The organism is Microbacterium sp. A93, assembly GCF_051842835.1.
The window spans coordinates 77,003-100,368 of record NZ_JBPXMT010000019.1; the positions used below are offsets into that span (position 1 = coordinate 77,003).

Genomic DNA, 23,366 nt, shown 5'->3' on the forward strand with positions numbered 1-23,366 from the left:
ACGGCGAGCTGAGCGTGACTGTGGCTAAGCGTGGCTGCAAGACGCGAAAAGGCGACATCCTCCCTGCGGGAAGATGTCGCCTTTTCAGTGAGGCTTAGCGGCCGGCGTAGCCTCCGCGACCACCCTGGCCACCACTGCTCTGGCCGGCACGGCCCTGCGAGCTGCGGCCCTGGCCGCCCTGGCGCTGTCCGCCCTGACCCACCGGGGCGCCACCCTGGCCCTGCGGGCGACGACGCCGCGATGCGGGAGCACCGGCAGACGCGTTGCTACCCGGGCGCTGCTGTCCCTGGCGCGGCTTCTTCGTCTGCTGCTGCTGTGCCTGCACTGGTGCGGGGCGCACGTGCGGAGCGTGCTCGCCGACGAGTTCGTCGACGATGTCGGCGTTAGCCGTTTCGAGCTCTGCGGTGATCTGCGCCTTGCGCAGGAGGTCCTTCACGTCGCGACGCTGCTCAGGAAGCACGACGGTCACGACGGTGCCGGAGGCGCCAGCACGTGCCGTGCGGCCGGAGCGGTGCAGGTACGCCTTGTGCTCCATCGGAGGATCGACGTGGACAACCAGGTCGATGTCGTCGACGTGCACGCCACGGGCGGCGACGTCAGTCGCGACGAGTACACGGACGCCGCCATCAGCGGGGTCTGCCGAGAATGCGCTGAGGTTGCGCTCGCGGGCGTTCTGCGACAGGTTTCCGTGCAGGTCGACGGCAGGGATGCCGCCAGCTGTGAGCTGCTTTGCGAGCTTCTTCGCCTGGTGCTTGGTGCGGGTGAAGAGCAGGCGACGGCCCATGCCCGATGCAAGCTCACGCACAAGAACCGTCTTGTGCTCAGTGGAAGTCGTCACCAGTACGCGGTGGATCATCTCACCGGTCGGCACGCTGGACTCATCGACCTCGTGGCTGACCGGGTTCGAGAGGAAGCGACGCGCGAGCGAATCGATGCCGCGGTCCAGCGTGGCGCTGAACAGCAGACGCTGGCCGCCTGCGGGGGTGGCCGTCAGGATGCGGGTGACACCGGGAAGGAAGCCCAGATCGGCCATGTGATCTGCCTCGTCGAGCACGGCGACCTCGACGGAATCCAGCGAGACGACCTTCTGTTTCATGAGGTCTTCGAGGCGACCGGGGCAGGCCACGACGATGTCGACGCCGCTGCGCAGCGCCTGCTCTTGCGGGCGCTGGCTGACACCGCCGAATACTGTGGTGACGCGCATGCCGACTGCCTCTGCGAGCGGAGCGATGACCGCGGCGATCTGTGTGGCGAGTTCGCGGGTCGGTGCGAGCACGAGGCCACGGGGGTGGCCGGGCCGGCTCTTGCGGCCGGAAGCAATCAGGCTCGCCACGAGAGGCAGCGAGAAGGCGATGGTCTTGCCGCTGCCGGTGCGGCCGCGGCCAAGCAGGTCGCGCCCAGCGAGCGAGTCGGGAAGCGTGTCGCGCTGGATGGCGAACGCCTCGGTCTTGCCTTCAGCGGCAAGGACGGCGGCCAGGGGTGCGGGCACGCCGAGGTCAAGGAAAGTAGGCATAGAGAAACTCCGTGAGCGCACGTCAGTGCGCGAGACTAGTTGAATGGGCGACCGCGCACAGGAAGTGCGCAGAGGTTCGCCGTTCGAAACGCCAACTGGTGGAGGAGCTATTCAGCTCGCTTCGGTCTGTAAAGACCCCGTGACGACGACGTAGTTATCAGACATCAGTCTGGACAACTGTTCAACAGTAGCAGGGCAAACATGCCCGAAGCTGTATATGCCCCGCGCGCGCGTCGCGTGTTCAGGCGTGCAACGCCTCGTTCAGTGTGACTCCCACACCCGCGCGCTGCTTGGCCTCGATGGCTCCGCTGACGGAGTTGCGCCAGAACAGCAGACCGTTGTGCCCTGAGAGCTCGGATGCCTTCACGATGCGCTTGCCGCCGTCAGCGGTGTTCGCGCTGTCTACCAGGACGACCTTTGATCCGGCGGTGATGTAGACGCCGGCCTCGAGGATGCAGTCGTCGCCGAGTGCAATGCCGAGTCCGGCGTTTGCGCCGAGCAGCGTGCGCTCACCAATCGAGACGCGCACGGTGCCGCCACCGGAGAGCGTGCCCATGATTGATGCGCCACCACCGATGTCGCTGTTCGCACCGACCACAACCCCCTGTGAAATTCGCCCCTCAACCATGACAGCGCCCAGCGTGCCGGCATTGAAGTTCACGAAGCCCTCGTGCATCACTGTGGTGCCGGGGGAGAGATAGGCGCCGAGGCGCACGCGGGATGCATCCGCGATGCGTACGCCCTCGGGCTGCACGTAATCGGTCAGGCGCGGGAACTTGTCCAGCCCCTGCACCTGGATGCTGTGGCGGCGCATCTGCGGCTGCAAACGTGCGGCATCCGCGGGATGCATCGGACCGGCAGTGGTCCAGGCGACATTCGGCAGGCGGCCGAAGATGCCGTCGAGGTTCAGCTCGTTCGGGCGCACGAGCAGGTGAGAGAGCGCGTGCAGGCGCAGATACGCGTCAGCGGTGGAGGCCGGAGCCGCGTCGAGATCAATCTGCAGCTGCACCGTTTCGATGCGCACGTTGCGACGCTCGTCCGAACCGGTCTGGCCCTCGAGCTCGGTCAGGTCAACGGTCGGGATCTCGCCGGTGCCGATCTGCGGGAACCAGGCATCCAGAACGGTGCCGTCTGCGGCGATAGTGGTCAGGCCGATACCCCATACAGCGCGCGCGTTGCTCATATCTCAACGGTAGTGCCCCTTCGGCAGCCTCAGGGATCGGTGGGGGTGCAGGGATCGGTAGGGGTGTAGAGAGCGGGTGCAGGGCCACGCGCCGTAGGCTGGAGATATGTTGCTCGATCTCACCGCATCATCCGTTGCGCTCACCCGCGCGATCTGTGACATTCCGAGCGTCTCCGGCGATGAGGCGATCCTCGCTGATGCGATCGAGGCTGCGATCACACCGCTGTCGCACCTCGAGGTGATCCGGCACGGCAATACGATCGTCGCTCGCACCAACCTCGGCCGCGCGCAGCGCGTGGTGATTGCCGGTCACATCGACACCGTGCCGATCAACGACAACGTGCCCACGCGCAACGTCGATATCGACGGCGAGCCGCACCTGTGGGGGCGCGGCACTGTCGACATGAAGGGCGGTGTGGCCGTGCAGCTCAAGCTCGCCGCAGAGCTCACCGATCCCGTGGTCGACATCACCTGGATGTGGTACGACAACGAAGAGGTCGCAGCATCCATGAACGGACTGAACCTCCTCTCGGCAGATCGGCCAGATCTGTTCGCAGCAGACTTCGCGATCCTGGGCGAGCCGTCCAACGGTCAGGTCGAAGGCGGCTGCAACGGCACGCTCCGTGCTGTCGTACGTACGCACGGCGTCAGAGCCCACAGCGCACGTGCCTGGATCGGAGAGAACGCCATCCACTCTGCCGCGCCGATCCTCGCCCGGCTAGCGCAGTATCGCGCCAAGGAAGTGCAGGTGGAGGGTCTCGCCTACCGAGAGAGCCTCAGCGCGGTGCGTATCAGCGGCGGCATCGCCGGAAACGTCATCCCCGACCTCTGCGAGGTTGAGGTGAACTACCGGTTCGCCCCCAGTAAGACCGCAGCGGATGCCGAGGCGCACGTACGCGGTGTACTTGAGGGGTTCGACGTGGAGATCACTGACTCCGCGGAGGGTGCACGTCCTGGCCTGGATGCGCCGATCGCACAGCAGTTCGTCGCTGCGGTGGGCGCGGAGCCACGGCCCAAATACGGCTGGACTGACGTCGCGCGCTTCTCCGCTCTCGGCATCCCGGCGGTCAACTACGGACCGGGGGACCCGCACCTCGCCCACCACGACGAGGAGCGAGTACCGCTCGCGCAGATCGATGCGGTGGAGCAGGGCCTGCGAGCGTGGCTCACAGCGCGCTGATCGGCGCCGCGCGGCGCTGGGCGCGTATACCGATCGCCGCACGCATCGCGGTGGTCTACGTCGTGGGACGACTGATCACCACCGGGTTCCTTCAGCTCGCCGCGCACCTGTCCGGCCCGGGAACGCGCTTCGGCACTGATGCGAACATCGGCAGCTTCGTGCTGGGCTGGGACGCGCAGTGGTATTGGCTGGTGGCCTGGGGCGGTTACCCGTCGGCGTTGCCACTCACCGAATCCGGGCAGGTTGCAGAGAACGCCTGGGCGTTCATGCCGGTATATGCATACGCAGCCAAAGTGATCGGCATCCCGTTCGGGTCCTGGGGAGCGGGCGCACTCCTGATTTCGCTGGTGGCAGGCTTTTTCGCCTGCCTCATGCTCTATCGGCTGCTGCACCAGCGCATTGGCAGCAGCGCGGCGATGTGGGCCGTCACCTTCTTCGCATGGGGGCCGCTGGCAGCGCTCTTCCAGGTCGGCTACGCCGAGGTGCTGTTCGTGCTGCTCCTGTTGATAGCCCTTGATCTGGTGGCTCGGCGCCGCTTCGCGTGGGTGTACCCGGTGGTGCTTGTCATGGCGTTCACTCGCCCTGGCATCCTCGCCTTTGCGCTGTATCTGGGCCTCTACGGCATCCTGCGCTGGGTGCGCCGTCGGACAGACCCGCTGCCGGCGCGCGATGTCGTGCACATTGTTGCGCTCGGTGCCTTGGCGACGGTGACCGGTTTCGCCTGGCAGGTCGCCGCTGGCCTTGTGACGGGGGACTCTGGCGCGTACCTGGCGACCGAGCTGTCCTGGCGGCGCAACTGGGGCGTCGGATCCGAAGGATTCATGCCGTTCGACGGCTGGGTGCAGGCCGCGCAGTTCTGGTTCACTCAGTGGGGGCTGCCAGGGTGGTGGGGTCTCATCGCGCTGATACTGCTTGTGGTCGGAGCGGGCGGTGCGCTCCTTTTTGCTCCGCCGGTGCGTCGTCTGGGTGTAGATCTGCGCCTGTGGAGCGCGAGCTATCTGCTGTATCTACTGGCGGTGTTCTTCCCTCAGTCGAGCACATTTCGACTGCTGATGCCGCTCACACCGCTGTGGGGTGCTGTCGCTGTGCCGCGCTCACGCGTGTATCGGTACGGAATGCTCCTGCTGTGCCTGCTGGGGCAATGGCTCTGGATTTACCATGTGTACGCGCTCGGGAACACCTTCTGGCAGGTGCCCTGACGGACGTTCATGACGTATTCTTCCGCCGTGCGTGCCGAGTGGCGGAGCATACCGATAAACTTGATGAATACCACCGAGGGAAAAGGAGCCACGATGGCAGCGATGAAGCCGAGGACCGGAGACGGACCCATGGAGGCCGTGAAGGAAGGACGATTGATCATCGTCCGCGTTCCCCTCGAAGGCGGCGGCCGGTTGGTCGTCTCCGTGAACGATGCTGAAGCAAAGGAGCTCCACGACGTGCTGGCCGGCGTCGTGAGCTGATCTCCGAATGACGAAGAAGGGCGGTGGATCTTGCGATCCACCGCCCTTCTTCGTTTTGGCTGTCAGTCCGCGTTGATGCTGACCAGCTGAAGCAGGCCTTCGCCGACCGTCGAGATCGCCGCGAGGACAGCGGGCGACTCCTGGGTCTCCTGCACGAGCGAGCGGTACGCGCTGGTGACGGCGTCGCGCTGCACTGGATCTGCGGCCTTGCCTCCGGCGAGCACACGGGGAACGAGAACGATGCCGCCGGTGCGGACAAGGCGCAGTCCGTGTTCGACGTACTCGATCACGTTCTCGGGGTCGGCATCGACGAGGACGATGTCGTACGACGCCTCGTTCATGCGCGGCAGGACATCGGACGCGCGACCAGTGATGAAGCGAGCCCGGGTGGAGGGAATCTTCGCCTCGCTGAAGCTGCGGCGAGCCGCGGCGAGATGTTCGGGTTCGTTGTCGATCGAGGTGAGTATGGCTTGAGGGGCTCCGCGCAGTAGCCACAGACCGGAGACGCCGGCGCCGGTGCCGATCTCGACGATCGAACGGGCGTTGCTGGTCGCGGCGAGAACAGCAAGTTGCGCACCGACTGCGGCGCTGAGCGGCGCAGCGCCCAGCTCAATCGCGTGGGCCCGTGCGCGTGCGATGGCTGCGGGCTCGACAATGGCCTCGCGGATGTACCGTGCGTTCGCGTCATTTTCGCTCATGACCATCTCCTATAGCTGCTCGTTCCAGAGTATTCGCATGCCCTGTTCTTGTCAGGCAGGCGCGGCCGGTAGCCTGTGTCATATGGATTTCGGTCTGACCTTCGAGAAACTGCTGCTCATCGGCGTGGTTGCTGCGATCATCATCGGTCCCGAGCGACTTCCGAAGGCTGCCGAGAAGTTCGCCGGTTTCGTGCGAAAGGCGGGGGAGTACCTCCGAGACACGAAATCCCGGATGCGTGACGAGATCGGTCCGGAGATCGATGACGTCGACTGGCGCAAGCTTGATCCGCGTCAGTACGACCCACGTCGCATCATCCGTGACGCGCTGCTGGAAGACACGCCGAAGCCTGCGGCAGCTGCGCCGGCAGCCGTTGCCACCGCACCGCTTGCCACACGGCGTGCCCCTCTGGTGCGGCCGGAGTTCACGCGTGAGTCTCCGCCGCCGTTCGACCTCGAGGCGACCTGAATCAGATTCGCGACTTGAGTTGCGTGACGTCCGCATCGCTCAACAGTGCACGGGGCACCGCCGTGATCACTGACTGGCCACGCAACTGCAGAATCACCGCGTGTTTGCCGACGCGAATCGCACGAAACGTCGAATAGGCCATATCCGAGACGCCGCGCTTCGAGATCATCTTGATCGTCTCGTCGCCAAGCTGTACGGCTGCCTTCGTGCCTGCGGGCATCGACGTGGTGATGGCACGCTTCACGGAAGCCTTGGTGAAGATGATCGACGCGACGATCAATGCCGCAATCGCGAACAGCGTCCAGCTCAGGTTCGCCGTTTGCTCATCATCGACGCCGCCGATTATCGACAACACGATGGCGTTGACGACGAACGCTGCGATCAGAGCAGCGTAGGCAATGATCGCCAGCGGACGAGTCAGAGTGTAGATCGTCGCATCCCAGGTCATCCCGCGAAGGAGCTCCTGGTCGACGAGCACAGAACGGGGCGCAGGTTCGCTGGTCACGTCAGAAGTCTTTCATGCTCCGTCTGGCGCGCCGGACGGAGCTGCTCTGGTCACCGTCATCGGCAGTGATCTGCCTGCCAAACGTCGCCCCTGGTGGGCGAGTGTCGCGGCCAGATCACGAATTGTGCGGGCGGCGACGTCATCGGGCTCGCTGAGGACGATGGGGATGCCGGTGTCGCCGCCCACGCGCAGGGCGGGGCTGAGCGGTATGGAAGCGAGCAGTGGCACCTCGTCGTCCGGCTGGGACAGGGCAGCGGCGACTTCGGCACCACCGCCGGTCCCGAACAGGTCGACTACTGTGCCATCCGGCAGGGTGAACGCTGCCATGTTCTCGATCACGCCGATGACCTTCTGCCCGGTCTGTCGTGCGACGAGTCCGCTGCGGATCGCGACATCGGATGCTGCGCTCTGCGGCGTCGTGACGACGAGCACCTCGGCGTGGGGGAGGATCTGCCCGATCGAGATCGCGATGTCGCCGGTTCCAGGAGGCATGTCGATGAGCAGTACATCGAGGTCGCCGAAGAACACGTCGGTGAGGAACTGCTGCACTGTGCGGTGCAGCATCGGTCCGCGCCACGCCACCACGGCCTCACCGTCGCGCAGGAACATTCCGATCGAGATGGTCTTCACCTCGTGCGCCACCGGTGGCAACATGAGGTCGTCAATACGGGTCGGTTGGGTGCCAGGCGGGATGCCGAGCAGGCCAGGGATCGAGAACCCGTGTACGTCGGCGTCGACGAGTCCCACAGCGAGTCCCTGTTCGGCCAGAGCGACAGCGAGATTTGCGGTGATGGTCGATTTGCCGACGCCGCCCTTGCCGCTGGAGACGAGGATGACGCGTGTGAGCGAGTCCGGCCCGAACGGCATCTGCCGCGCGGGGCGGCCGTCGCGGAGCTTCTCGGTGAGTGCCTTGCGCTCTGCCGGCGTCATGACGCCGAGGTCGATCGTGACATCCGAGATTCCGGGAACGGATGCCGCAGCACGGCGCACATCGCTCTCGATGCGGTCAGCGGCGGGGCATCCGACGATCGTCAGCGCGATGCCGACGCGGGCATGCTCCCCGTCGACGGCGATCTCGCGCACCATGTCGAGATCGCCGATTGGGCGTCGCAGCTCGGGATCCGATACCGCGCTGACTGCCTGCCGTACCCGGTCTGAGAGCGTCATGTGCGTGGGCGGCGCGGTCTGGTCGAGATCGGACCGGTCTCTGTGCCCGCTGTCTGTCCGCCGTCGCGTTCGTCGTCGAGCCCGGCCAGCATCGCCTTGAGCTCCGCGCGCAGCACGTCGCGCGTCACCGTCTGGGAGTTGCGTTCTTCCAATGCCATGCGCAGTGCGACGATTTCGCGAGCGAGATACTCGGTGTCGGCGAGATTGCGCTCGGCGCGCTGACGGTCCTGCTCCATCTGCACACGGTCGCGGTCGTCTTGACGGTTCTGCGCGAGCAGGATGAGGGGAGCAGCATACGAGGCCTGCAGGGAGAGCATCAGGGTAAGAGCGGTGAATCCAAGGGCGGCGTCGTCGAAGCGCACCGAGTGGGGCATCAGTGTGTTCCAGCCGAGCCATGCGACACAGAACAGCGTGAGGATCAGTAGGAACGCGGGCGTTCCCATCGCGCGGGCGACCCATTCAGTGAACCGGCCGAACCGGTCTCGGGACGAGGGACGCTGGCGGGTGGCGCTGCGCCCGAGTGGAGCATCCAGTGCGGAACGGTCAGGCTTTGCCATCGTTGCCCACCCCCTCGGTGGCAACAGCAGCATCGGAATCCTGCGTGCGCCAGTCATCCGGCAGTAGATAATCGAGCACGTCATCGATGCTCACCACGCCGACGAGCCGGCTGGCGGCATCGACGACGGGGAGTGAGACGAGGTCGTAGCTGGCGAGCAGACGAGCGGTCTCCGCGGCGGATGCCGTCACCGAGATGGGCTCCATCGTCTCGTCCACAATGGCACCCAGACGCTCGTGCGGCGGGTAACGCAGCATCCGCTGGAAGTGCACCACTCCGAGAAGGCGACCGGTCGGTGTTTCGAACGGAGGGAGTGTCACGAACACCGCAGCGGCAAGAGCCGGGTGTAGTTCATGGCGTCGGATCAACGCGAGCGCCTCGGCGACGGTGGCGTCTGCGGAGAGGATGATCGGCTCGGTCGTCATGAGACCGCCCGCGGTATCGGGCCCGTAGCTGAGCAGGGTCCGAACGTCTTCGGCTTCCTCAGGTTCCATGAGTTCGAGGAGCTGCTCGAGACGCTTCTTCGGTAGCTGCGCCAACAGGTCGGCCGCGTCGTCCGGCTCCATATGGTCGAGAATGTCGGCGGCGCGTTCATCGCCCAGACCGTCGAGGATATGCACCTGTTCGTCCTCTGGCATCTCCTCGAGGGCGTCGGCGAGACGGTCATCCGGAAGCTCTTCGGCGACCTCGATCATCCGCTTCTGCGGCAGGTCGAGCAGGGTCGTCGCCAGGTCTGCGGCGTGAAGTTCGGAGTAGGAAGCGACGAGCTGCTCCGCGGACTGGGATTCACCCGGTGCACGCTTTTCGGTGACCTCATTCCAGGCGGCGAAGGTCGTTGGACCCTTGGCAAACGGCGAGACGCTGGTCTTGGGCTTGCGCAGGAAAAGCTGGCTGACGTTCCACTCGCCGAGACGGTTTGGCTCGATAGCGACATCTTCGATCACGGCGCTTCCGGTGCCGTCGATGAGTTCGACTCGGCGTCCCAGCATTTCGGCGAGAACACGCACTTCACCCGGGCGAGGCTGGAAGCGACGCACGTTGATGAGGCCGGTGGTGAGGACCTGTCCCGACCGGATCGAGGTGACGCGTCCGATCGACATGAACACCTGGCGGCGGCCGGGGATTTCGATGACCAATCCGATCACGCGCGGGGACGCCGTACTTCGATAGACGATGACGACATCACGGACCTTGCCGAGCCGGTCGCCCACGGGATCAAAGACGGCGCATCCCGCTAGGCGTGCGACGAAAACCCGTTGTGTGCTCACGCTCCCAGAGTAGTCCGCGGCCCGATGAACTCGGGCTGTGTGCATGCGCGCGTGGAACAATAGGATCATGAGCTTGCTGAATCGACCTGCCGCTGGTGCCGTTGTGGGCGAGACCGTCGCTTCGGTACGCGAGTACGAGGCCGCCCAGAAGACTGTTTCGAAGCTGATCGCGGGTGACGTGCCTGCGCGCGACATCGCGATCGTTGGTCAGGGTGTGCGCACGATTGAGCGCATCACGGGGCGACTCGGCTATGCGGCAGCCGCGCGTTCAGGCGCGGTGAACGGAGTGCTCATCGGGCTCCTGCTGTCGGCGATCCTGGTGATCGGAAATCCGGATGCTCCGATACAGCTGTTCGTCGGATTCGTCTTCATCGGCGTCGCGCTCGGCATGATCCTGAGTCTGGTGACGTACGCAATCGTGCGACGTCGTCGCGACTTCGCGAGCGTTACGCAGCTTGCCGCCGATCACTACGAGGTGACAGTGCTGCCGGCGTCGCTGGCGAAGGCGCGCGAAGTCGTCGGCGATCAGCGCACCGTTGTGGTACGTCCGCCGGTCGATCTGACCGAGCCCCCGCGGTACGGTGAGCGCGTCGATCCCGGTGCGAAGCCTGCCGCGGATGCGAGCACGGACGCGAACACGGACGCGAGCACGGACGCGAGCAGCGAGGCAGGTGCAGGTTCCGTGGGCGGGCATGTGATTCCGCCGCGTCCAGCCGATCCGGCACCTCGTTTCGGCGAGCGAGCATCGGATGACTCGGCCTCGGATGCTTCAACAGCGGATGCTTTAACCGCGGATGCTGGGGCTTCGGATGAGTCGGGCGAACCAGTTGAGACGACCGCTGAGTCCGATTCCCCTGCGGAGGAGCCCGGCGACAAGGCGTGAGCATGCTCATCCCGGTTGAACTGCCGAACGCGGCGGTTTCCGTTTCGGGCGTGTGGAGTGCCGGGTCCGGTCGCGGCACCGTCGTCATCGCTCACGGCGCGGGAGCGGGGATGGAGCATCCCTTCCTCACCGGCTTTGCAGAGGCGCTGAACGCGTTGGGCTTCTCGACACTGCGCTTCAACTTTCCTTATCGCGAGCAGGGTCGGCGGATGCCGGGCCCCGCGACGCATGCGATTGCGACGTGGCACGCAGTGGTGGCACACGCACGTTCCCTGGCGCCGGAGAGCCCGCTGTGGGCTGCGGGAAAGTCCTACGGTGGCCGGATGGCCTCGATGGCCGTCGCCGACGGGCTGGCGGTGGATGGGCTGATCTATCTCGGGTACCCGTTGCATGCTCCGGGGAAGCCGGAGAAGCCCCGTGCCGAGCATCTGCCCGCGATCGCGGCGCCGCAGCTGTTCATCGAGGGGACGAATGATCCGTTCATCCAGCCGCTCTCGCAGTTCGAAGAGGTCCTCGCGACCTGTCAGGACGCTCGTGTCGCGTGGATCGACGGGGGCGGCCACTCATTCGAGGTGAAGGGCAACAAGCGTGCTCCTGAGGTTGTCGGCGCCTCGCTGGCACCGCTGGTGGCGGCGTTCGTGGCGTGACGAGTCAATCCTCCGTCAGGTTGATCACGGTACGCGGCGTGTCGGCTGCGTCGGTGTCGAAGTCGATCGTGCCGGAATAGCCCGTACCATCAACTTTTCCCTTCACTACGAAGGAGGCCAGATGGACCTGCTCGCCAAGGGGGTTGGCATGAATTTCATATCCGGCATCTTCCAGAAGTTTCTGATAGGTCGCCGAGGCTGACTGAGCGTCGCCGGGAAAACTGAGTGTCCCAGACATCGCGATGTCCTTGCCTATTTTCTCCTCCGCGAATGCGTCGAGCTCTGGCCAGTCTTCTGGCATGGGGAAAGGGAATGCGGCACTTGCCGGCCTCGCTCCTGCCGGAATGACGGTTGACGACGCATCGTCGTCCTCCGAGGTGTCGACCACAGGATCTGATTGCTCCTGCTCCTGCTCCTGCTCAACGATGGGGCTCGTTGCGTCAGCGTCGCCAGAAGTGGCGCTTGCGCAGGAAGACAGACTCATTATGCCCGCCAACAATAGTGTGGAGGCGATCGTAAGGCGTTTCATAATTTCCTCGTGGTTGATGAGTGGTAATGATCAGTTGCACACAAAGCGCAAAGTGCCTGTTCCGTGGTCAACGCCGGTGTTGCCCCATGTTTTCCCCGTAGCGACGAATTCGTTTCCCTCCTTTACGACCGTGAACGTGATGTCGCCTCCAGTGGGGGCGCCCAGTGAGAGGAATTCATCCGACGACTGAAAAGGCCCGTCTGCGCCGAGATCGATGCGAAACTCGCCCAGCGGGTCACTGTCCATCCTCATGGCGCCTCCGTCGAGGAAGCTGGGAACGTCAGAGTCTATTTCCCCACCGAGACCGCGCAGTTCCACTTCCTCCTCGTTGTACATGACGCAGAGGTCCAACTGGAAGGTGAATTCTCGCCCCGCGATAAGAGCGGTCGCGTGACCGGCATACGTCTCGTCGGACACTTCCTCATCATCCGGAGATGCCGATTGCTCCGCAGGTTCCTCCAGGATCGTTGTCTCGGGCAGGTCCGCAGGCTGCGGCGCACTCGAACACGCGCTCAGGAGGAGGACAGCGAGCAAGGATCCGCCGAATCGTACGCCGCCGAGGTGGTGTCGAAATTTGTTCTCGGAAATCCTGGTCTGGTCAGTCATCGAAGATGGCTCCGTTTCCCCGCTCAGGCGTAGTTCTTTGTTCTTCTGAAGCAATTTGGCTCCTCCGGTGCGTCACGAAGATTCCCCCCTCTGCAATTGCGCGCGCGAATTGGGAAATATGTCCCATTCGAATTCTCATCCCCCTGGATGCGCCTGTATTCCACGCTGATTCGGCGACGTTGAAAGGATATGTTGAGCGCGTGAGCGGTTTCTTAATGCGAGCTTTAAGAATCGGCTACGGTGATGCTGTGCCGACTACGATTCGTTTGACGCTTCACTTTTCAGGGCAGAAAATAGTTGCTCAAGAAAAGACAGCCGCAAATCTGCTCGCGCAGATCAGCCCCGCAGAGCACGCAACGCGCGCACGACTGCACGCGATCCTTGCGGCTTCGCGCGTTCTCATCTCCCCTTTGGACGCTGCAGATTCGGCGTCCGAATCGGCTCGCGAGGCGGAGCACGCACGCGATGACGTATCCCGCGCCTGGTCGATGATCGCCGCATGCATCGTTGATGTGTCTCCTGGCACTTTGAACGCGCGTGTGACGATGTCCGGTGAGGCGATGCGGATTGCGCAGGCTGCGGATGAGCGTGAACTCGTGCCGACAGCATATTTTCTCCACCTCGGTGCGCTCGCTGAGGCCGGCGCGATCGAAGACCTTGATCTGGCACTCAGCCCCTCGGGTACGGTTCTCTCCGCCTTCCCATGGCTGGAGCAGGAGAGACACGTCGTGTGGTTTCGCTGCCTGCGCGCGACGATCGACGGTCAGCCGGAGCTCGCCGAGCAGCTCGCGGGGAAGGCGCTCAGAATCGCCGAGGAGCAGGAAGACCCCGACGCTCAGACCGTGTGGCTCGGGCAGCTCGCGATCATCCGCTGGATGCAGGGGCGTGTCGTCGAGCTTGAGCCCGCGTTCTTGCACGCGAGGAGGACTGCTCCGCATGAGCCAGTGTGGGCAGCCTCGCTGGCGTGGATGTGGCTGCAGCAGGGGCGCCGAAGCGCGGCGCGTGCACTTATTTCTACGATGGCACGGTTCGACCAGCTGCCGGTCGACAGGAACTGGTTGGCGACGTCCTGCCTCCTTGCAATCGTTGCGGCCGAACTGGATGAGATCGAGATTGCAAGAGCCGCTTATGACGCTCTTGTGCCGTATGAAGACCGCATAGTGACGATGGGACTCGGAATCACCACGTGGGGAACAGTGGCGAGGCCCCTGGCCCTGCTCGCGCGCACTATGGGCGACGACAATGCTGCAATTCGGCACTACCGAGCCGCAGCAGGGGTAGCTGCACGCGCGGGAGCGCATTCATGGCTCGCAGAAATTCAGATCGAACTCGCCGCGCTTCTCGCAACGCGCTCACACGACGTGGACGCGGAAGAGGCCATCGCGCTGGTCACCGATGCGATGGCGACCGGTCGCGCGCTGCGGTTGCGTGCAATTGAGGAATCGGCGGCAGTCCAACTCTCAGCGTTGAGTTCGCCGAGGCATTCCCGTATACAGGCGAGGCTTCCGTCCACTGAGGCGCCTTCGGCCCGGATTAGAGTTCTGGGCACTTTCGAGGTTGCGTCCGAGCAGGGGACGATCGCGCGCTGGCAGTCGCGTAAAGCCAGACAACTGTTGCAGATCCTTGTCGCAAAGCGAGGCGTGGCGATCAGCCGCGAAACGGTGATGCACCTTCTTTGGCCCGACGAGTCGTCGCAGCGATTGGCGAATCGTCTCTCTGTGGCGGCGACGACTGTCAGGCGTGCGTTTGATCCGGCCGGACTGCTCCCGAAGGATACGTATCTTGAAGCACGCGGGCCTCTCATGCGGCTGTGCGTCGATCGGCTCGATGTGGATGTCGAGAGATTTCTCACAGACGCGTATGCGGCGCTGTCGGACGTCGGAACAGAAGATGCGCACGCGCAAAAACTCGCGCACGCATTGGCCATCTATCAGGGCGAACCGCTTATCAACGAGCCCGAACAGCTGTGGGCGCAGGAATTCCAACGCGAGGTGCACATCGCCTTCTTCTCGTTGTGTCACGCACTCGCGCACGCATCAGACGTGGCAGGTGACCAGCTCACCAGATTGGATTGCTATCGGAAGGTTTTGGCCGTCGATCCGTACGACCAACGTGCGCACGAAGGTCAGCTCGACGCGCTGACGAAGCTCGGCGCAACCACACAGCTCAGCGAAGCGAGGACGTCCTATTCCGAACGCATGAGTGAACTGGGAATACCTCTTGTGTCGAGGTGACGACGGGGTTTGTAGCATGGCCATATGCCTATCGCTCTCGTCACCGGCGCCGCTCGCGCCAATAGCATCGCCGCAGGCATCGTTCCGCGCCTGATCTCAGACGGATGGGACGTCGTCACGAGCGACCTCTCGGATGCCGATTTTCCCTGTGACCTCTCCACTCACGCGGGGCCGGACGAACTGTTCACCGCCGTGAGCCGCGACCGCGGGCCGATCAGCGCGCTCGTGCTCAGCCATGCGCACGATGTGAACTCCGGCATCCTCGATACAACTGCCGAGAGCTTCGATGCGCATGTGGCGATCAACGCGCGTGCGAGCCTGCTGCTCATCGCGGCGTTCGCTCGGCAGATCCCTACGGACGGCGGGGCGGTCGTGGCGTTGACCAGCGACCACACCACCGGCAACCTGCCGTACGGTGCGTCCAAAGGCGCGCTGGACCGTCTTGTGATCTCTGCGGCGCGCGAGCTCGGACCGCTCGGAATCTCAGCGAACGTGCTGAACCCCGGCCCGATCGACACCGGATGGATGGAGGAAGGATTCGCGGAAGAACTCGTGTCCGCGCATCCGCTTGGCCGTATTGGCACACCCGGCGATATCGCGGCCTTCGTCTCGTTCCTGCTGTCGGAGGAAGGCCGGTGGGTCTCTGGACAGCTTCTACACGCCGACGGCGGCTTCTCGGCGCGGTACTGAGCCTGGTCCACGCCGAGCGAGCAGCTCACGTCCGGATCAGCCGGCGAACGCCCGAACCTCGTCATCGTTCAGTAGCCGCTCGATCGTAGACAGTCCCAGCGCGCTCATCGCTGGATTCGAGTTCACGTAGTACCAACCGAGCCCCATGGCCTGTTGGAAAGCCCAGGCGGCGCCACGCAGCCATTCCACGTCGCTCACGCCGAGCCCCCGTCGCACGCGCTCGCGGCTATCTGCGTCGAACAGGTGCCACGCAGCGACCAGGTCCAACGCCGGATCGGCAGGCCCGAAGGCCCCACCGTCCAACACGCCGCTGAGTCGGCCGTTCGACACGAGCAGATTCGGCGGCGTGAGATCGCGGTGCGACATGACATCGGCCCCCAGCGACGGCAGTGCGTGAAGCGAGTTCCACAGGTGGGCGGCGGTCTCTACGTCGAGCAGCCCTGTACTTCGAGCCAAGCACAGCATCAACCATTCGTCGTGATCGCGGAGATTCCCGCCGCGGCCGTTGCCGTCGAACGTACGACCGCCAACACTCACCGCCCGCAGCGCGGCGATCAAAGTCACGACATCATCAGCAAGGTCCTCGGAGGCGGCATGGCCAGATGGACTTGCCACGTCCCCTGGAACCCACGTCTGAATCGACCACGCCGATGGGTACTCCGCCGACGTAGTACCGACACCGATGGGCTCCGGCGCCGCGAACGGGGAGGCGGCAGCGAACGCACCCAACTGCTGAGCTTCAGTCTCGAGCTCCGATGCGGATACAGCCTCAAGCGGCAACCGCGCGACGAAGCGCACCCCGACACGGAAGATCGCGTTCACTGTTCCCAGCGTCGCGACCCTCCGCACCGGCATCCCACGGTGTGCGGGAAACTGCTCGTCGATCAGCCGACCGACGAGACCTTCATCGACATCGAGTTGTCCGACGTGCACGGGTCAGCCCTGCTGAACCCGCGCGATCCACGCTTCAACCTCGTCGACTGTCCGCGGAATATCTGCTGACAGGTTCACGGGGCCGTCCTCGGTCATGAGAATGTCATCTTCGATGCGCACGCCGATGCCACGCAGTTCCTCAGGAACCGTGAGATCGTCGATCTGGAAGTACAGGCCCGGCTCGATCGTGAAGACCATGCCAGCCTCCAGCACGCCGTCGTAGTACATCTCACGACGCGCCTGCGCGCAGTCGTGCACATCGATGCCGAGGTGGTGCGAGGTGCCGTGCACCATGTAGCGACGGTGGTGGCCACCGGCATCGGCGTCGAGCGCCTCTTCGGCGGTGACCGGCAGCAGACCCCACTCTGCGACGCGCTTGGCGATCACAACCATTGCTGCCTCGTGCACCTCGCGGAACCGCACGCCCGGACGAGCCACGGCGAATGCAGCATCCGCAGCCTCAAGCACCGTCTCGTACACGCGCCGCTGCACGTCGGAGAAGGTGCCGTTCACAGGCAGAGTGCGTGTGATGTCGGCCGTGTACAGGCTGTCGGTCTCGACCCCGGCATCCACCAGGATCAGGTCACCGGGGACGACAGCGCCGTCATTGCGCGTCCAGTGCAGGTAGCAGGCGTGCGGGCCGGAGGCCGAGATCGTGTCGTATCCCTCGCCATTGCCGTCTTCGCGCGCGCGGCGGTGGAACACACCCTCCACGACGCGCTCGCCCCGTGCGTGACGGGCTGCATCGGGCAGCGCGTGAATGATGTCGTCGAAGCCGCGTGCAGTGATCTCGACGGCGAGGCGCATCTGGGCGATCTCGTACTCGTCCTTCACGAGGCGCAGCTCAGATACGAAGCGTGCGAGATCGGCATCCTCCAACGTCACGTCGTCGTCAGACGCGGTGAAAGCGTTGAGGTGATCGGTGGCGACGGCAAGATCGGCGGCGACGCCAGCCAGCGATGGCCGCGCGCCGATCCAGAATTCGCCGACCGTGGCATCCGCGTAAAACTCCGTCGTGGTGCGGTCAGCCCGCTCGCGGAAGTACAGGGTCACGGCGTGTCCGGCATCCGTCGGCTCGAACACGAGCACGGAATCCGGCTCGGTGTCGGCGGCCCATCCGGTCAGGTGCGCGAACGCCGAGTGGGCGCGGAACGGATAGTCCGTGTCATTGGAGCGCTGCTTGAGCGAGCCAGCCTCGATCACGAGGCGCTTGCCTGGGAACGTGGCAGACACTGCCACGCGCCGCGCTGCCGCGAACTCTGCCTGCGCACGCGCGCTCGGCATCGACTCAGGCCGGTCCGCCCAGCCGGTCGAGATCGTTTCCAGGAATCCGCGGGGGAAGGGCTGCTTGCGGTTCGTGACGGGGGCCTCGGCGATGGTTTCGCTCTCTCCGGTGTTCATACAACCAGTCTCTCACTCCGCCTTAGGCTGGGAAACATGACTAGTGACACGATGGCACCAGGATTCTCCCGGCCACTCACGATCGTGATCGACGTGGTGCTCGTCGCGGTGTTCTGCGTGATCGGCCGCCTTTCGCACGCCGAAGGAATCTTCAGTGACATTCCCGGCCTGCTGAACACGACGTGGCCCTTCATCGTCGCCGTCCTCGTCGCGCACGCCGTCGTACTCATGCGTCGTGCGCGTGCCGAGCGGATGTCTACGGGCGCCGCGATCTGGGCCATCACAGTCGTCGGTGGCCTGTTGTTGCGCGCAGTCAGTGGCCAGGGCACGGCTCTGCCGTTCATCATCGTGGCGACGCTGGTGCTCGCGCTGTTCCTGATCGGGTGGCGCGCGATCCTCGTGCTGGTGCGGCGAGTGCGGACGGCCTGAGGCTCAGCCCGCGGGATCCAGCTGTACAACGAGCGCGCGGTGATCGCTTCCCGACGCATCCAGCACGAGCGAGCCGGTCGGCTCCCAGTTCTGGCTCGCCATCACATGGTCGATCGGTGCACCCACCAGCTCTGGGAATGAGGCCGGCCACGTCGCGGTGAACCCGGTGCCGGTGCGCATGGCCGCGTCGCGGCAGTAGCCCATATCGCCGCCGTCGACGCCGAGCGTCGCCATATGATCGATCGTCGCGTTGAAATCACCGGCCAGAATGAAATCGCCTGCGGGGCACTGATCCGCAATCCACTCCAGATCGGACTGCCAATGCGCCATATCCTCGACGCGCGGAGCCACGGCGTGCACAGCCACGATCGTGGGTCCGGTGCCGTCTACCGGCATCACGACGGCACTGGGCACTGAGCTGGTGTTGCTGGAGCCGTCCTGCGAAGAAGCGATCACTGAGTAGTCGCCCAGCTCAGGGGAGATGAGGATCGTCGTCTCCCAGGCCTGCGGCCCGTTGGTGACGTCGCCGAATTGCACATGGTGCACCCACATCGGGCGCCCCTGTTCACGCAGCATGACCGCGATACGTTCGCCGACCGACTCCGCAGTCTCCGGCAAAGTGACCACGTCGACCTGCTGCGAAAGGATGGTGTCGGCAATCGTCTCGGCAGAGACCGCTTCCCCGGCAGTGTTCCAGGTGAGCACGCGCACGCTGTCCTCGGTCTTTTCCGGCAGCGTTCCGGTGCTGACACCGCGCAGCGCGCCGATCCCGCCGATCGCGACGGCGCCCAGCAGGGAGATGACCAGAATGGATGCCGCGAAACCTCGCAGCGGCCGAGCGAACAGCAGCAACAGCGAGAGCAGCGCGATCACGAGAAATCCGCCGAGCACGCCTCCACGGACAGCGACCAACTGCGCGATCGGAAAGGTCTGCTCGAGCTGGAAGAACTGCGGCCACACGACGATTGCTGTCGCAATCGCGAACAGCACCGTGATCAGGATCCCCAGCAGCCGAAACATCCCTGCCAGCCTACGGGCGCTCACTGTGAATCGCCTGCCGCGCCGGTATGCGCGCACCGCAGTATGGTCGAAGCATGACCGATGTGCAGCGCTTCTGCGGACCGAATGACCTGCACATGCATTCCAATCACTCAGACGGCACCGAGAGCCCAGGGCAGGTGGTGCGTCAGGCCCATGCCCACGGCGTCCGAACGCTCGCCCTCACCGACCATGACCGCACCACCGGATGGGCTGAAGCCACAGCGGCCGCGACGTCGCTCGGCATGACTTTTATACCTGGAATGGAGCTGTCGGCGAAGTATGAGTGGCGCAGCGTGCATGTGCTCGGGTACCTTTTCGACCCCGAGAACGCTGCGCTGCGCGCTGAGACCGATCGCATCCGCGACGATCGGCTCGGACGGGCCGAACGCATCGTTCGCAACATCGGGCGCGATTACGATCTGACCTGGGACGACGTCGTCGAGCAGACGACTCTGGATGCCACGGTCGGCCGCCCGCACATCGCTGATGCTCTCGTTGCCCGGGGTATCGTGCAGGACCGCTCGGCAGCGTTCGACGGCATCCTGCACCCGCGCGAGGGCTATTACGAGCCGCACTACGCGCCAGATCCACTGATCGCGGTCGGGCTCATCACGGATGCCGGGGGAGTCGCTGTCATCGCACACCCCGTCACCGCGGGACGCGATCGGATGATGCCGCTCAGCTTCATCGAGCGGCTCATCGCCGCTGGGCTCGGAGGGTTTGAGATCGACCATCGTGAGAACACGGTGCAGGGCAAGCGCATTCTGCATGACCTGGCGGCAAAGCACGACCTCATCGTGACCGGATCCAGCGACTATCACGGCTCCGGCAAGCCCAATCTGCCGGGGGAGAACACGACCAGCGATGAGATGGTCGCACGCCTGATCGCTCGGGCCACCGGGACCGCGCCGCGTTACCCCTGAGCGTTCCTGCTCAGGTACACGAAAGGACGGATGCCGAAGCATCCGTCCTTTCGAATCAGAACTTAAGCGCCGGTCGGTGCGGCACCACCTGAGCGGCGACGACGACGGCGGCGCTGCGGAGCGGTCTTGCCATCGTGGTGCTCACCGCCCTTGCCGTCGTGCGTGCCAGCGCCCTCGGAATCGCGGTCCGCGGCGGGGGCCGCATCCGACGATGCCGTTTTCTCGGCGGGTGCACCCTCGGTGAAGGTCGAACCAACCTTGTCGCCCGATCCGCCGCGGCGGCGACGGCGACGCGTGCCACTCTCGCCGGAATCCTGCTCAGCGGCGGCATCTGCAGCGCGCTCCGGACGCGGCGCGCGCTGCGTCTTCACGGACTGCGTCTTGGGCGCCGTCGTCAGACGACCCTTGGTGCCCTCGGGGATGTCAAGGTCCGAGTAGAGGTGCGGGCTCGACGAGTAGGTCTCCATGGGCTCGGGCTGGCCGAAATCGAGAGCGCGATTGATGAGCGCCCACTTGTGCAGGTCATCCCAATCGACGAACGTGACCGCGATACCGGTCTTGCCCGCGCGGCCCGTACGACCGGCGCGGTGCAGGTACGTCTTGTCTTCGTCCGGGATCGTGTGGTTGATCACGTGAGTCACATCATCGACGTCGATGCCGCGAGCGGCGACATCCGTGGCGACGAGTACATCGCGCTTGCCGGCCTTGAACGCGGCCATCGAACGCTCGCGCTGCTCCTGGCCCATGTCTCCGTGCACACCGCCGACGTTGAAACCGCGGTCGCCGAGTTCATCCACGAGACGCTGCGCTGCACGCTTGGTGCGGGTGAAGATCACGGTCTTGCCGCGGCCTTCGGCCTGCAGGATGCGGGCGATGACCTCATCCTTGTCGAGCGAGTGCGCGCGGTACACCAGATGCTTGATGTTCGCCTGCATCAACCCCTCATCGGGGTCGGTCGCACGGATGTGGATCGGGTTCGTCATGAAGCGGCGAGCCAGTGCCACGATCGGGCCGGGCATCGTCGCCGAGAACAGCTGCGTGTGGCGGACGGGCGACACCTTCTGGAAGATCTTCTCGATGTCGGCGAGGAAGCCGAGGTCGAGCATCTTGTCGGCCTCGTCGAGCACGACCTCTGTCGCATTCGACAGATCGAGCAGACGCTGGCCTGCGAGGTCGATAAGGCGCCCGGGGGTACCGACGACGATCTGCGCGCCGGCCTTCAGCTGGTCGATCTGACCTTCGTATGCCTTGCCACCGTAGATGGCGACGACGCTGGTGGAGCGATTGCTGGTGAGCAGATCGATGTCTTCGTAGACCTGCACGGCGAGTTCACGCGTCGGCACGACGATGAGTGCCTTGACACCCGGCGTCGGGTTCTTGCCGAGGCGCTGCACGACGGGGACGCCGAAGCCGAAAGTCTTGCCAGTACCAGTCTTGGCCTGGCCGATGATGTCCTGGCCGGGAAGGCCGAGGGGGATGGTCTGCTCCTGGATGGGGAACGCGTCGATGATGCCTTTAGCGGCGATTGCGTCGACGATGTCCTGATCGATACCGAGATCAGCGAAAGATGTCACTTGATTTATTTGCCTGTCCGGCGGCCTTCAGATGAGAAGAGATCGCCTCGTTACGGATCCACGCCGTCTCTTGTGCCACAGGCGCGGGGCCCTACTCCTACGGCAGGGGCACTTCAAGCGTACCCGAGGGGTGCAAAACTGCGCGGATTCCGGAAGAGGACTCTTCACGCAGGTAGTCTGAACGCGTGGTGAAGTGGTTCTGGCAGCGAGACACGCCCCGACGCAACTTGACGCTCCGCAGTCGCGGAGACGTCGGCAATGCGACCAGGGTGGATTTTGCCGAACTCGCGCCCGAGTTGAATCGTTTCCTTGGCCAGGCGGCGTACCTGCAGCTCGGGTACTTCGAGACGCTCACGCGGCTCATCCGCGCGACACCTGAGCTCGATGAGAAGGGCGCCCTCGCACGCGCAGCAGGTGCAGCCCTCAGCAAGCATCGGGGCATCGTTGACGTCATCCGTGAGCAGGGCGAAGACCCGACCGAGATCATGCTCCCGTTCCGCGAGTACCTCGACGCGTTCCGCCGCAAGACCATCGGCGTTCGTCCGAAGGAAACACTCCTTGCCGTTTACATCACGGCGGGGATGCTGGATGACTTTTACCTCGCCCTTGCCTCCAGCTACGGCGCGACGGGGCAGCGTGTCGCGGATATCCTCAGCGAGGACGACGACACCGGCGAGATTGTGGCGATCTTGAAGCAGACGATCGAGATCGACAATGAGTGGCGCTCACTTCTGTCGATGTGGGCGCGTCGGCTCGTCGGTGACACGTTGCTCGTGGCGCGACAGGCACTTCGACCAGAACGTCTCGCTGTGAATGAGGATCGCGTCGAGCCGGTCTACACAGAACTCATGGGCGCGCACGCGCGTCGTATGGACGCGATGGGCCTCGCCGCCTAGCCGGCATGGCACCAATTTTCGTCGTCAGACCGTGAGACGAGGCGAACCTCAGATGCCAAGGGCAGCCTTCTGCGCGGCATCCGAATTGCGGCGCGAGAGCGTCAGCAGGTAACCCGCCACAGCGGCGATCACCGGGGCGCCGACGATGCTCGCCAGCCACAGCCAACCGTTGTCCTGGCCGATGCCCGCCCACTGCATCATCGTGTAGATGACCGCTGAGGCGGCCGTCGCGATCGCGGGAACCAGCGCGACGCCGCGCAGTGTGCGATGCGGCAGTAGGTAGTGCACGCCAATGCCGAGCGCACACGCGGCGATGAGCGCGAGAAGGATGTACATCGTGGGTTAGGCGACGAAACCGACGCGACGCGACTCTTCAGTGCCCAATTCGATGTAGGCGAGGTTCGCGGTCGGAACGATGTAGGAGTTGCCCTTCACATCGGTGAAGCTGACGTGCGCGGTGCTCTGCTCAAGAGCAGCGGTGACCTCAGTGCGGACTTCGCCCGCGGGGGTCGCGGTCTCGAAGCTCAGTTCGCGGCCGGTGTTGATGATGCCGATGCGGATTTCCACGCGTGCTCCTTGAAGAT

The 23,366-nt window shown here is 64.6% G+C and carries 26 protein-coding genes; 11 read left to right on the forward strand and 15 right to left on the reverse strand.

The window, feature by feature from the left end; genetic code table 11:
• Positions 1 to 94 precede the first annotated feature (94 nt).
• Positions 95 to 1,513, reverse strand: a complete 1,419-nt coding sequence (locus ACSU1G_RS33460) for a DEAD/DEAH box helicase (RefSeq protein ID WP_439285801.1) — start codon at positions 1,511 to 1,513, stop codon at positions 95 to 97.
• 241 nt (positions 1,514 to 1,754) lie between these two features.
• Positions 1,755 to 2,696: a 2,3,4,5-tetrahydropyridine-2,6-dicarboxylate N-succinyltransferase gene (dapD, locus tag ACSU1G_RS33465; protein ID WP_439285802.1), complete on the reverse strand. Its 942-nt coding sequence runs from the start codon at positions 2,694 to 2,696 to the stop codon at positions 1,755 to 1,757.
• Positions 2,697 to 2,802: 106 nt separating this feature from the next.
• Between dapD and dapE the strand changes: the two genes are divergently transcribed.
• The 3 genes from dapE (at position 2,803) to ACSU1G_RS33480 (ending at position 5,336) form a co-directional block, all read left to right on the forward strand.
• Positions 2,803 to 3,876 (forward strand): succinyl-diaminopimelate desuccinylase, encoded by a 1,074-nt coding sequence (gene dapE / locus ACSU1G_RS33470; protein WP_439285804.1) that lies wholly within the window; start codon positions 2,803 to 2,805, stop codon positions 3,874 to 3,876.
• The gene (locus tag ACSU1G_RS33475) at positions 3,858 to 5,075 is read left to right on the forward strand and encodes a hypothetical protein (protein ID WP_439285806.1); all 1,218 of its coding nucleotides are present in this window, start codon (positions 3,858 to 3,860) and stop codon (positions 5,073 to 5,075) included. Before dapE ends, ACSU1G_RS33475 begins: the two co-directional genes overlap by 19 nt.
• Positions 5,076 to 5,168: 93 nt before the next feature.
• Entirely contained in the window at positions 5,169 to 5,336 is a 168-nt protein-coding gene (locus tag ACSU1G_RS33480; RefSeq protein ID WP_084595462.1) for a DUF3117 domain-containing protein, read from the forward strand.
• Between the two features lie 62 nt (positions 5,337 to 5,398).
• Here the strand turns inward: ACSU1G_RS33480 and ACSU1G_RS33485 are convergent, their stop codons facing one another.
• Positions 5,399 to 6,034 (reverse strand): O-methyltransferase, encoded by a 636-nt coding sequence (locus ACSU1G_RS33485; RefSeq protein ID WP_439285808.1) that lies wholly within the window; start codon positions 6,032 to 6,034, stop codon positions 5,399 to 5,401.
• An 82-nt stretch (positions 6,035 to 6,116) separates the two neighbouring features.
• Here ACSU1G_RS33485 and ACSU1G_RS33490 point away from each other — a divergent pair, with 82 nt between their 5' ends.
• Positions 6,117 to 6,500: a Sec-independent protein translocase TatB gene (locus ACSU1G_RS33490; RefSeq protein ID WP_439285809.1), complete on the forward strand. Its 384-nt coding sequence runs from the start codon at positions 6,117 to 6,119 to the stop codon at positions 6,498 to 6,500.
• Between the two features lies 1 nt (position 6,501).
• Here the strand turns inward: ACSU1G_RS33490 and ACSU1G_RS33495 are convergent, their stop codons facing one another.
• The 4 genes from ACSU1G_RS33495 to ACSU1G_RS33510 all read right to left on the reverse strand — a co-directional run bounded on the left by ACSU1G_RS33495 (position 6,502) and on the right by ACSU1G_RS33510 (position 9,996).
• Positions 6,502 to 6,948: a YcxB family protein gene (locus tag ACSU1G_RS33495; RefSeq protein WP_439285811.1), complete on the reverse strand. Its 447-nt coding sequence runs from the start codon at positions 6,946 to 6,948 to the stop codon at positions 6,502 to 6,504.
• Between the two features lie 69 nt (positions 6,949 to 7,017).
• Positions 7,018 to 8,172, reverse strand: coding sequence for an Mrp/NBP35 family ATP-binding protein (locus tag ACSU1G_RS33500; protein ID WP_439285813.1), 1,155 nt, complete (start codon positions 8,170 to 8,172; stop codon positions 7,018 to 7,020).
• Positions 8,169 to 8,729: a DUF1003 domain-containing protein gene (locus tag ACSU1G_RS33505; RefSeq protein WP_439285815.1), complete on the reverse strand. Its 561-nt coding sequence runs from the start codon at positions 8,727 to 8,729 to the stop codon at positions 8,169 to 8,171. The genes ACSU1G_RS33500 and ACSU1G_RS33505 overlap by 4 nt, the downstream gene beginning before the upstream one ends.
• A complete protein-coding gene (locus ACSU1G_RS33510) occupies positions 8,716 to 9,996 on the reverse strand; it encodes a magnesium transporter MgtE N-terminal domain-containing protein (protein WP_439285816.1) in 1,281 nt (426 codons plus the stop codon). Before ACSU1G_RS33510 ends, ACSU1G_RS33505 begins: the two co-directional genes overlap by 14 nt.
• Positions 9,997 to 10,063: 67 nt before the next feature.
• Here ACSU1G_RS33510 and ACSU1G_RS33515 point away from each other — a divergent pair, with 67 nt between their 5' ends.
• Together ACSU1G_RS33515 and ACSU1G_RS33520 are read left to right on the forward strand one after the other, a co-directional pair.
• Positions 10,064 to 10,879, forward strand: coding sequence for a general stress protein (locus ACSU1G_RS33515; RefSeq protein ID WP_439285818.1), 816 nt, complete (start codon positions 10,064 to 10,066; stop codon positions 10,877 to 10,879).
• A gap of 2 nt (positions 10,880 to 10,881) precedes the next feature.
• Positions 10,882 to 11,526 carry an alpha/beta hydrolase family protein gene (locus ACSU1G_RS33520; protein WP_439285820.1) on the forward strand — a complete coding sequence of 215 codons (645 nt, stop codon included), beginning with the start codon at positions 10,882 to 10,884 and terminating at the stop codon, positions 11,524 to 11,526.
• Between the two features lie 4 nt (positions 11,527 to 11,530).
• Here the strand turns inward: ACSU1G_RS33520 and ACSU1G_RS33525 are convergent, their stop codons facing one another.
• Both ACSU1G_RS33525 and ACSU1G_RS33530 read right to left on the reverse strand, forming a co-directional pair.
• Entirely contained in the window at positions 11,531 to 12,055 is a 525-nt protein-coding gene (locus ACSU1G_RS33525; RefSeq protein WP_439285822.1) for a hypothetical protein, read from the reverse strand.
• A 30-nt stretch (positions 12,056 to 12,085) separates the two neighbouring features.
• Complete coding sequence (locus ACSU1G_RS33530; protein ID WP_439285824.1) at positions 12,086 to 12,661, reverse strand: hypothetical protein; 576 nt, start codon at positions 12,659 to 12,661, stop codon at positions 12,086 to 12,088.
• A 248-nt stretch (positions 12,662 to 12,909) separates the two neighbouring features.
• Here ACSU1G_RS33530 and ACSU1G_RS33535 point away from each other — a divergent pair, with 248 nt between their 5' ends.
• Positions 12,910 to 14,895, forward strand: a complete 1,986-nt coding sequence (locus ACSU1G_RS33535) for an AfsR/SARP family transcriptional regulator (RefSeq protein WP_439285826.1) — start codon at positions 12,910 to 12,912, stop codon at positions 14,893 to 14,895.
• A gap of 24 nt (positions 14,896 to 14,919) precedes the next feature.
• Positions 14,920 to 15,585, forward strand: a complete 666-nt coding sequence (locus ACSU1G_RS33540) for an SDR family oxidoreductase (RefSeq protein ID WP_439285828.1) — start codon at positions 14,920 to 14,922, stop codon at positions 15,583 to 15,585.
• Between the two features lie 36 nt (positions 15,586 to 15,621).
• On the opposite strand, the gene ACSU1G_RS33545 is transcribed toward ACSU1G_RS33540, so the two are convergent.
• Both ACSU1G_RS33545 and ACSU1G_RS33550 read right to left on the reverse strand, forming a co-directional pair.
• On the reverse strand, positions 15,622 to 16,518 hold the full coding sequence (locus ACSU1G_RS33545) for a phosphotransferase (protein WP_439285830.1): 897 nt from the start codon (positions 16,516 to 16,518) through the stop codon (positions 15,622 to 15,624).
• Positions 16,519 to 16,521: 3 nt separating this feature from the next.
• A complete protein-coding gene (locus ACSU1G_RS33550) occupies positions 16,522 to 17,919 on the reverse strand; it encodes an aminopeptidase P family protein (RefSeq protein WP_439285831.1) in 1,398 nt (465 codons plus the stop codon).
• A gap of 36 nt (positions 17,920 to 17,955) precedes the next feature.
• On the opposite strand from ACSU1G_RS33550, the gene ACSU1G_RS33555 reads away from it, so the two are divergent.
• Complete coding sequence (locus ACSU1G_RS33555; protein WP_439285833.1) at positions 17,956 to 18,348, forward strand: DUF3054 domain-containing protein; 393 nt, start codon at positions 17,956 to 17,958, stop codon at positions 18,346 to 18,348.
• A gap of 3 nt (positions 18,349 to 18,351) precedes the next feature.
• Here ACSU1G_RS33555 and ACSU1G_RS33560 read toward each other — a convergent pair whose 3' ends face one another.
• Complete coding sequence (locus ACSU1G_RS33560) at positions 18,352 to 19,368, reverse strand: endonuclease/exonuclease/phosphatase family protein (protein WP_439285835.1); 1,017 nt, start codon at positions 19,366 to 19,368, stop codon at positions 18,352 to 18,354.
• 74 nt (positions 19,369 to 19,442) lie between these two features.
• On the opposite strand from ACSU1G_RS33560, the gene ACSU1G_RS33565 reads away from it, so the two are divergent.
• Positions 19,443 to 20,312: a PHP domain-containing protein gene (locus ACSU1G_RS33565; RefSeq protein WP_439285837.1), complete on the forward strand. Its 870-nt coding sequence runs from the start codon at positions 19,443 to 19,445 to the stop codon at positions 20,310 to 20,312.
• A gap of 62 nt (positions 20,313 to 20,374) precedes the next feature.
• On the opposite strand, the gene ACSU1G_RS33570 is transcribed toward ACSU1G_RS33565, so the two are convergent.
• Positions 20,375 to 21,886: a DEAD/DEAH box helicase gene (locus ACSU1G_RS33570; RefSeq protein ID WP_439285839.1), complete on the reverse strand. Its 1,512-nt coding sequence runs from the start codon at positions 21,884 to 21,886 to the stop codon at positions 20,375 to 20,377.
• Positions 21,887 to 22,071: 185 nt separating this feature from the next.
• On the opposite strand from ACSU1G_RS33570, the gene ACSU1G_RS33575 reads away from it, so the two are divergent.
• Positions 22,072 to 22,782: a ferritin-like fold-containing protein gene (locus ACSU1G_RS33575; protein ID WP_439285840.1), complete on the forward strand. Its 711-nt coding sequence runs from the start codon at positions 22,072 to 22,074 to the stop codon at positions 22,780 to 22,782.
• A 48-nt stretch (positions 22,783 to 22,830) separates the two neighbouring features.
• Here ACSU1G_RS33575 and ACSU1G_RS33580 read toward each other — a convergent pair whose 3' ends face one another.
• Together ACSU1G_RS33580 and ACSU1G_RS33585 are read right to left on the reverse strand one after the other, a co-directional pair.
• Positions 22,831 to 23,118: a hypothetical protein gene (locus tag ACSU1G_RS33580; protein ID WP_439285841.1), complete on the reverse strand. Its 288-nt coding sequence runs from the start codon at positions 23,116 to 23,118 to the stop codon at positions 22,831 to 22,833.
• A 6-nt stretch (positions 23,119 to 23,124) separates the two neighbouring features.
• Complete coding sequence (locus ACSU1G_RS33585; protein ID WP_439285843.1) at positions 23,125 to 23,349, reverse strand: DUF3107 domain-containing protein; 225 nt, start codon at positions 23,347 to 23,349, stop codon at positions 23,125 to 23,127.
• Positions 23,350 to 23,366 lie beyond the last annotated feature (17 nt).